The organism is Mycobacterium sp. (genome assembly GCF_035603715.1).
In the GTDB taxonomy this organism is placed as follows: Bacteria; Actinomycetota; Actinomycetes; order Mycobacteriales; family Mycobacteriaceae; genus Mycobacterium.
Genome location: NZ_DATNJW010000602.1, coordinates 1 through 8,032, shown reverse-complemented (window position 1 = coordinate 8,032; position 8,032 = coordinate 1). Strand labels below are relative to the sequence as shown.

The 8,032-nt window shown below is 65.7% G+C and carries 7 protein-coding genes; 3 read left to right on the top strand and 4 right to left on the bottom strand.

What is annotated here, in order from left to right; translation table 11 throughout:
• On the top strand, positions 1-251 hold a 251-nt coding region (locus tag VN856_RS24730; RefSeq protein WP_325694251.1), incomplete at its 5' end, for a nitroreductase/quinone reductase family protein.
• A gap of 100 nt (positions 252-351) precedes the next feature.
• Here the strand turns inward: VN856_RS24730 and VN856_RS24725 are convergent.
• Together VN856_RS24725 and VN856_RS24720 are read right to left on the bottom strand one after the other, a co-directional pair.
• On the bottom strand, positions 352-708 hold the full coding sequence (locus VN856_RS24725) for a transglycosylase family protein (protein ID WP_325694255.1): 357 nt from the start codon (positions 706-708) through the stop codon (positions 352-354).
• 327 nt (positions 709-1,035) lie between these two features.
• Positions 1,036-1,425, bottom strand: a complete 390-nt coding sequence (locus tag VN856_RS24720; RefSeq protein WP_325694249.1) for an MmcQ/YjbR family DNA-binding protein — start codon at positions 1,423-1,425, stop codon at positions 1,036-1,038.
• 88 nt (positions 1,426-1,513) lie between these two features.
• Here VN856_RS24720 and VN856_RS24715 point away from each other — a divergent pair, with 88 nt between their 5' ends.
• A complete protein-coding gene (locus VN856_RS24715; RefSeq protein ID WP_325694247.1) occupies positions 1,514-2,452 on the top strand; it encodes a transglutaminase family protein in 939 nt (312 codons plus the stop codon).
• The gene (locus VN856_RS24710; protein ID WP_325694245.1) at positions 2,445-3,491 is read left to right on the top strand and encodes a putative zinc-binding metallopeptidase; all 1,047 of its coding nucleotides are present in this window, start codon (positions 2,445-2,447) and stop codon (positions 3,489-3,491) included. The genes VN856_RS24715 and VN856_RS24710 overlap by 8 nt, the downstream gene beginning before the upstream one ends.
• 4 nt (positions 3,492-3,495) lie before the next feature.
• Here the strand turns inward: VN856_RS24710 and VN856_RS24705 are convergent, their stop codons facing one another.
• Both VN856_RS24705 and VN856_RS24700 read right to left on the bottom strand, forming a co-directional pair.
• Positions 3,496-6,153 (bottom strand): circularly permuted type 2 ATP-grasp protein, encoded by a 2,658-nt coding sequence (locus VN856_RS24705; RefSeq protein WP_325694253.1) that lies wholly within the window; start codon positions 6,151-6,153, stop codon positions 3,496-3,498.
• 14 nt (positions 6,154-6,167) lie between these two features.
• Positions 6,168-8,032, bottom strand: a 1,865-nt coding sequence (locus VN856_RS24700; RefSeq protein ID WP_325694243.1) for a transglutaminase family protein, incomplete at its 5' end; no start/stop codon positions are given.

Genomic DNA, 8,032 nt, shown 5'->3' with positions numbered 1-8,032 from the left:
GCAAGCTGCTCATCATCGGGTCATTCGCCGGGTCCGACGTCAACCCGGCCTGGGTGCACAATCTACGGGCGAATCCGGCGGCACACATCGAAATCGGTAACGAGTCCTCGGACGTCACCGCGCGGGAGTTGCCGTCCGGCGAACGTGACGAACTATTCGGCCAGATCGCCGCGGCCGCCCCGGGTTTCGCCGAGTATCAGGCGAAGACAACGCGGGTGATCCCGGTCTTCGAGCTGCAGCCGGCGAGTTAGCCGGACCCGATAGTTAGCCCGTCAACCGAGCTCTCGCGGCGCCCGGTCACAGGGCAATCACGACTCCTATCACAGGGCGGTCACGCGGGCCGCGAAAGGCTTAATGCGGGACCAGCGACAAGATCGTTTGCAGCGTGCCGCGCACCGGGTGCAAGAAGATGTTGACGATTTGGATCGGGAAGAGCTGGCCATTGCCGCCGCATTTGGGCCAGGCGCCGGGTCCCTGAGTGGCCAGCACCCGGTTCGCCACCGCGATCTGCTGCTCGCGCGAAGCCGTCGCCGGGTCGCCGATGCCGCCGTTGGCGGCCCAGGTAGATGGTTTGAACTGCAGTCCGCCATAGAACCCGTTGCCGGTGTTCGCGTGCCAGTTGCCACCTGATTCGCACTGCGCCACGGCGTCCCAGTTCATGCCGTCCGCGTAGGCCACGCCGGTGGTCGGATTGACCAGCAGCGTCATACCCAGGACGACCAACGTGGCTATCACCAGGTGCTTGCACATCGTGCTCAGTAGCCCACCTAAATGACTCATTTAACACTTCTAACAAACACGCGGGAAAAGAGTCAATGCGTGGGACATTAGCAATTCAGTGAGATAATTGTTTAAAGAGCGTTTTCTGTTGCTGGTGATAATTGGAGTTAATTAAAGTGACTATTGGTGTGTTTTATAACTAGAGTGAGATATGTGAATTGAGTTATCTAGCTGTGATGGAGTGAATTAGAGTGGCCTGTGATGCTACTGTTACTCAAGTGACTGATGATGCGACTTGGCGGCCGGCGCGATGAGTCACCTGTTCTCGTCGAGAAACTCCTGGACCAGGCGTTTTGGGGCCTGAGTCAGCCAAGCCTCGACGATCAGCTCCCGTAGCCCAGGTTCGTCGATCGCTGCGAGCTTCACCAGGACGGCCGGATAGCCGTCGAAATGCGGGGTGGTGAAGTACAGCTCCGGGTCATCGGCGATCAGCGCGAACTTGACGCCCTCGTCGGCCACCCGGACGCCGAGGATGTCGCCCTGTGGTGGTTCGACGCCGAGCGCAGCCAGCGCGTCGTAGTCAGGCTTGCGCAGCGGACGCTCCCAGGCGAGCAGCCTCTTGCCGACCCGCCATTCGTGTGGCGATCGCTCCTCGGTGAGTTGCAGCTCACCGACGACGCTGGCGACGTCGTCCCAGGTGGCCATGACTCATTGTGCTCTCATCGGGCCGGCCAAAGCGCCGGATCCAGGCCGGGGGGCTGCATGCGATGTGGAGGCTCATTAGTGTTGCAGCGTGACGTCGCCGGATCAGCACCCGCCCGGCCCGGGGGCCCGCTACCGGATCACCCATCGCACCGAATACCGCTACTCGGACGTGGTGACCAGTTCCTACGGTCGTGGTTTCCTGACCCCGCGCGATCTGCTGCGGCAGCGCTGCCTGTTCCACGAGCTGACGATCTCGCCGCCACCCGCGGACAGCTCGACGAGCCTGGACACCTACGGCAACGTCAGCTCGTATTTTCACGTCACCGAACCCCATCAGACGCTGACGATCACCAGCGAGTCGATCGTCGAGGTGTACCCGGCGCCGCCGGAGCGTTGGGGTGGTGGACCGGCGCTGGCGCCTTGGGAACAGGCCCGCCCGGCAGGAGCGCGCGGCGCTTTGGCCACCGAGTTCGCCCTCGACTTGAATCCACCCGAGATCACCGACGAGGTTCGCGACTACGCAGCGCCGAGCTTTGTCCCGCAGCGACCACTCGGCGAGGTGCTGCGTGACCTCACCTCGCGGATCTACGACGACTTCACCTACCGCTCTGGGTCGACCACGGTGTCAACCGGAGTCAACGAGGTTCTGAGCGCCCGGGAAGGGGTATGCCAGGATTTCGCGCGGTTGGCGATCGCCTGCTTGCGTGCCAACGGTTTGGCGGCCAGCTATGTCTCCGGTTACCTGGCCACCAACCCGCCGCCCGGAAAGGACCGCATGATCGGTATCGACGCAACCCACGCCTGGGCCGCGGTCTGGACGCCACAAGCGCCAGGCCAATTCGAGTGGCTGGGACTGGATCCCACCAACAACCAGATGGTCGACGAACGATATGTGATTGTCGGCCGGGGTCGCGACTACGCCGACGTGCCGCCGCTGCGGGGCATCATCTACACCAATTCCAAGAAGAGCGTGATCGACGTGTCCGTCGACGTGGTGCCCTACGAAGGTGACGAACTGTATGCGTGATTTCCACTGCCCGAACTGCGGCCAACGCCTGACTTTTGAGAATTCGGCGTGCCTGAACTGCGGCAGCCCGCTCGGGTTTTCTCTCGACGAGATGGCCCTGCTGGTGCTCACCACCGGCGAAGACGCCGATCGTGCCGGCTTCGTCAGCGCTGCCGAATACGAGCTGTGCGCCAATCGCCATCTGGCCGAATGCAACTGGTTGGTTCCCATCAACCGCCCCACCCTGATGTGCGTGTCGTGTGCGCTGACTACCGAGCGTCCCAACGACGCCGACACCGCCGGCCTGGTGGAGTTCGCTCGCGCCGAAGCGGCCAAGCGCCGACTGGTGGCCGAGTTGCATGAACTGAAGCTGCCGATCATCGGTCACGATCAGGATCCCGACTACGGTTTGGCTTTCCGGCTGTTGTCCAGTGCACACGAAACGGTGATGACCGGGCACGAAAACGGGGTCATCACAATAGATCTCGCCGAAGGCGATGACGTGCACCGTGAGCAGCTGCGGGTCGAGATGGATGAGCCGTATCGCACCCTGCTGGGACACTTCCGCCACGAGGTCGGCCATTACTACTTCTATCGGCTGATCTCCCCGTCAAGCAGCTACGACGCGCGGTTCCGCGAATTGTTCGGCGACCCTGACGCCGACTACCAGGAGGCGCTGGACCGCCATTACAGCGAGGGTGCGCCCGAGGGCTGGAAGAAGCGATTCGTCTCGTCCTATGCCACCATGCATGCCGCCGAGGATTGGGCCGAGACGTTCGCGCACTACCTGCACATCCGGGACACGCTGGACACCGCGGCCTGGTCGGGTTTCGCACCGGCGACCGCGACCTTCGATCGGCCGGTGTTGGGCCCCAGCGCTTTCAACACCATCATCGACATGTGGCTACCGGTGTCGTGGTCGCTGAACATGGTCAACCGGTCGATGGGCCACGACGATCTCTACCCGTTCGTGCTGCCGGTGGCGGTGCTGGAGAAGATGAAGTTCATCCATGCCGTCATCGACGAGGTGACCGCGGATTCGGGCAAACCTGCTGCTTAAAGCGTCACGGCATGATGCGCCGCTCGTCGCCACCCCACAGCGGCTGAATATCGCTGGGCAGTGCCAGCTGCGTCGCGGTGATCACGTCGGCCAGCTCGCGTAGCGCGGTGTGTACCGCGGTCAGCAGTTCGGCTAGCTGCTTGCGGCCTCCGGCCGCGGAAACCTGGGCCAGTTCTTCGGGATTCGACCGCCGCAGCAGGGTGCTGATCTCGGCGACCATCCGCTGCGGCCGCGATGACCCCGATGAGCCGGGTAGGTCGCCGAGGTCGGTCCGCAGTCGCTCCAGCTGATACACCAACGACCGCGGGTTCGTCGCGTCGAAGAGCATCAACTCCGCCAGGGCGGCCACGCTGACCTCGCCCGCCGTACGGCGGCGATAGGTGACCGCCGATTCCGCTGCGATCAGGGTTGATTCAATGACTGTCCGTTCCGCGGCCGGAGCCCGCACGGTCGTCACCGTCGCGTTCAGCAATGCGGTCAAATCCAGGCCGCGCTCGATGCGCTTGCCGATGTCCATCAACGTCCAGCCGACGTCCTGCACCATCGACTCACTGGCCACCCCGGCCAGCGTCAGCATCGCGACCAGCGTCTGCGACTGCGCGGTCGCGAGCACGGCGTCGGCCTCGGCGAGTGAGTCGGGCGGCTCCGCCTTGTGCGCCAACACGCGTTCGACGCCGGCCAACACCACCCAGGTGTCGCTGGACAACTGGTCGCGCACCGCTCTGGCGGCCAGCGCCAGCCGGTCGACCGACTGCACCAGCGAGCCGGGCCGGTCGCGGTCCATGGTGAGTGACCATAGCGTTGACGGCGCGATCGCGATCGTCTCCGCCTGGTCGTCCGGCCCCGGATCGGTGCCGGTGATCCTGCCCAGTGCGGACATCAACACCGGTATGCACTGACTTTCGGCCGTCTCCTGGCGATGCCGGAATTCGTAGTAACGCCGGCGCGCGGCGATCAGCAACCGGGCCATGTTTTCGGCCCGCTCGCCGTAGCGCCCCATCCAGAACAGATCGGACAACACGCGCGGCGAGCTGACTCCCAGGGTGCCCGCGCCCGCCTTGACCGGTGCCTCCGGCGCCGGCAGGGTCACCGCCTCTGCCCGCGAACGCTCCGTCGGCCGGACCCAGACATCCTTTGCGACAACGGTTTTCAATGTGTACGCCGACGGGCCCGGCGCCAGCACGTAGCCCAGGCCACCGAGCATCGGCGCGTAGCCACCGCGTTGGGCCACCGTGAACAGCCGCACGCCGACTGGGCCCGCGGAGAACTCACCGGCGTGACTGGTGGGCGCTGACGAGAACTGCGGCAGCTCCTGGCCGACCCACTGCCACGGCATCGCGGTGATGCAGGCGGCCAGCTCGGCCAGTCGCTCCGACGAAAGGGTCGGTCCGACAAGGGTTTGCCCGCCGATGGTCGGCCTGATCAACAACGACGAGAGATTCGCCAGCAGGTGCGAACGTTCGCTGTCGATGCCGCCCCAATAACTGGGCGTACCGGCGAGCAGCGGCGATTCCCCGAGCAGCAGCGTGGCCAGTTCCGGCAGGAATCGTTGCAGCCCAGCACTTTCCAGGATGCCACTGCCAACGGTGTTGACCACGGTCACCGTCCCGCGGTGCTGCGCCTCGACCAGCCCGACCACCCCGAGCCGCGAGTCGGCGCGCAGATCGAGCGGGTCGGTATACGTCGCGTCCACGCGGCGGAACACCACGTCGACGCGTTTGAGGGTACCCAGCGAACGCATCCATAACTTGCCGTCGCGCACCACCAGATCCGCACTCTCCACCAGCGGAAAGCCCAGCAGGGTCGCGAGATACGCCTGATCGAACGAGGTTTCGGAGTAGATACCCGGACTGAGCACAACCACCACCGGGTCTTGCACGCCGTCGGGTGCGGCGTCGATCAGTGCCAGGCGCAACGCCTGCGCGAACGGAGTCGTCGGCCGCGGCCCGATCCTTTCGTAAAGGTCGGGCAGGGCTTGCGTGAGCACCCGTCGGTCGGCCAGCGCATACCCGGCGCCCGACGGGGCTTGGGTCCAGTCGGCATTCACCTGGAAACTGCCGTCGGACAACCGGCTCACATCGCAGGCGTGCATGAAGAGTTGGTGGTGCCCCGGCACCTCGATTCCGTTGGCGGCGCGGACATAGCCGGGATCGGCGAACAGCAGCTCCGGTGGCAGCACGCCCTCGGTCAGCGACCGACGGCTGCCGTACAGGTCGGCAAGCACCGCGTTGAGCACCCGCGACCGTTGCACCAGCCCCGCCTCGAGTGCTTCCCAATCCGGAGCCGAGACCACCAACGGCAGCGAATCCAGACGCCAGGGCCGCGGTTCGCCCTGGCCATTGGTTGCGGATTCGGTGGCGGGGTCGACCCGGGTATAGGTGATGTCGTCGTTGTCCACCAGCTGGTGCACCGCGGAACGCAGCCGCTGTAGACCGGCCCGGCCGCGGTCACCAACCGCGTCGGCAAGCTCGGTCCAGGCGGGGCGCACGTTGCCGGCTTGGTCGACGAACTCGTCGTAGCCGATCCCCGGGCCGCGTAAGCCGGGCGGACGCAGGTCGAACAGGGCGTCCTGGGCACGCGTCGCGCGGTACCCGGCCAGCAGCCGGTCGACGTCGGTGCGGTGGTGAAAAGCTGCCGACGCGTCGCTGGAATGCACTGCCATCTCTGCTGAGGCCATTACCGCAGGACGGTACGCACGCGTCGCAGATCAAGGATGCCCGGCGCGCCGATGTCTGTGGAAATTCGCGCCTGCATCTCCCGGACATCAGACAGCTCGAGCTTGCCGGGGGTGAATCCGGTGGCTTCGAAACGTCGGGCGCGACGCGACTCGGCCTCGACGGCGTTCACGGGCGGTTCGTCATAGGCGCGCCCCCCGGGATGGGCGATGTGATAGGTGCAGCCGCCGCGCGACGTCGACGTGGTCAGGTCGACGAGCTCGAACTGCAGCGGACCGTCAACGGTGATGCTCGGATGCAGCGCGCTCGGCGGTTGCCACGCCCGGAACCGCACACCGCCCACGTGCACGTCGGGATTGTCGGTGGCCAGCAGCGGAACCGGGTAGCCGTTGCAGGTCATCAGATAGCGGTGCCGATCGGCGCCGATGATGCGCACCTGGATGCGTTCGATCGACGAGTCGACATAGCGGGCGGTGCCGGTGGCGGTGGACTGCTCGCCGAGGGTGTTCCACGGCTCGATGGCTCCACGCAGTTCGATCTCGACGCCGTCGAACACCGCGGTGCCGATGCGCGGAAACCGGAATTCGGTGAACGGGTCCAGCCAGTTGGTCTCGAAGGCGATGCCGTGCGCGCGCAGATCCGCGGCGACATCGGCGATGTCGTGAATCAGGAAGTGCGGCAACAGGTATCGTCCGTGCAGGTTCGGGCCGTGCCGGATCAGGGGAGCGCGCAGCGGTTCGTCCCAGAACCAGGCCACCAGTGACCGCACCAGCAGCGACTGCACCATCGCCATCCGCAGATGCGGCGGCATCTCGAAGCCGCGAAGTTCCAGAAGGCCCAACCGGCCGCGCGGGCTGTCCGGGTTGTAAAGCTTGTCGATGCAAAACTCGGCGCGATGCGTGTTGCCGGTGATGTCGGTCAGCAGATGCCGAAGGGCCCGGTCGGTGACCCACGGATTGGCTGCAGCGCCCTCGGAAAGCGAAGTGATCCGGTCGATTTCGGCGAAGGCGATCTCGAGCTCGTAGAGCGCCTCGGCACGGCCCTCGTCTACCCGCGGCGCCTGCGACGTGGTGCCGACGAACCGCCCGGCGAACAGGTAGGACAACGCCGGGTGCCGCTGCCAATAGGTCAACAGCGAGACCAGCAAGTCGGGCCGGCGCAGCAGCGGCGAATCCTTCGGGGTGATGCCGCCCAGCGTGATGTGGTTGCCGCCGCCGGTGCCACTGTGACTGCCGTCGAACTGGAACGACTCCGTAGAAAGGCGAGCCAGCCGGGCCTCCTCATAGAGGGTTTCGAGTTGCCGGCTCTGCTCGGCGAAACTGGCGGTGGGTGCGATGTTGACTTCGATGACGCCCGGGTCGGGGGTGATCGTCGTCGAGGTGAGCCGCGGGTCCGGCGGCGGATCGTAACCTTCGATGACGACCGGGCAGCCGGTCTTCGCCGCGGCGTCGTGCACCCGGCCGATCAGATCGACGAAATGGTCCAGCGCCTCGGTCGGCGGCATGAACACGTAGAGCAACCCGTCGCGCACCTCGGCGACCATCGCGGTGGTCGGCGCGGTTTCGTCGTCGTCGACCTCCGCCGCCTCGGTGGACGGGTGCAACTCGTCGCCGACGGTGGTCGGGTCGGTGTCGAACCTCGGCCGCGGCGGCTTCCAGCTGATCGCGTTGAGCGGCAGCCGAAGGCCTGCCGGCGAGTCGCCGTCCACCAATACGATGCGGCCGCGACGAAGTCGCCAATCTGCGCTGGCCCAGCCGCCGTCGTCGTCGCGTCTATGCAGCGGCAACACGAATGCGGTTGGGGCTTCGGTGGATTCATCGAGGCGTGCCAATAGTTCCGCGCGGCCCGCGGCAGTGTCCTTGCCGG

Coding starts and splice junctions, on each gene's coding strand:
- VN856_RS24705 (WP_325694253.1), bottom strand. CDS start 6,153: ATGGCAGTGCATTCCAGCGACGCGTCGGCAGCTTTTCACCACCGCACC.
- VN856_RS24720 (WP_325694249.1), bottom strand. CDS start 1,425: ATGGCCACCTGGGACGACGTCGCCAGCGTCGTCGGTGAGCTGCAACTC.
- VN856_RS24710 (WP_325694245.1), top strand. CDS start 2,445: ATGCGTGATTTCCACTGCCCGAACTGCGGCCAACGCCTGACTTTTGAG.
- VN856_RS24725 (WP_325694255.1), bottom strand. CDS start 708: ATGACGCTGCTGGTCAATCCGACCACCGGCGTGGCCTACGCGGACGGC.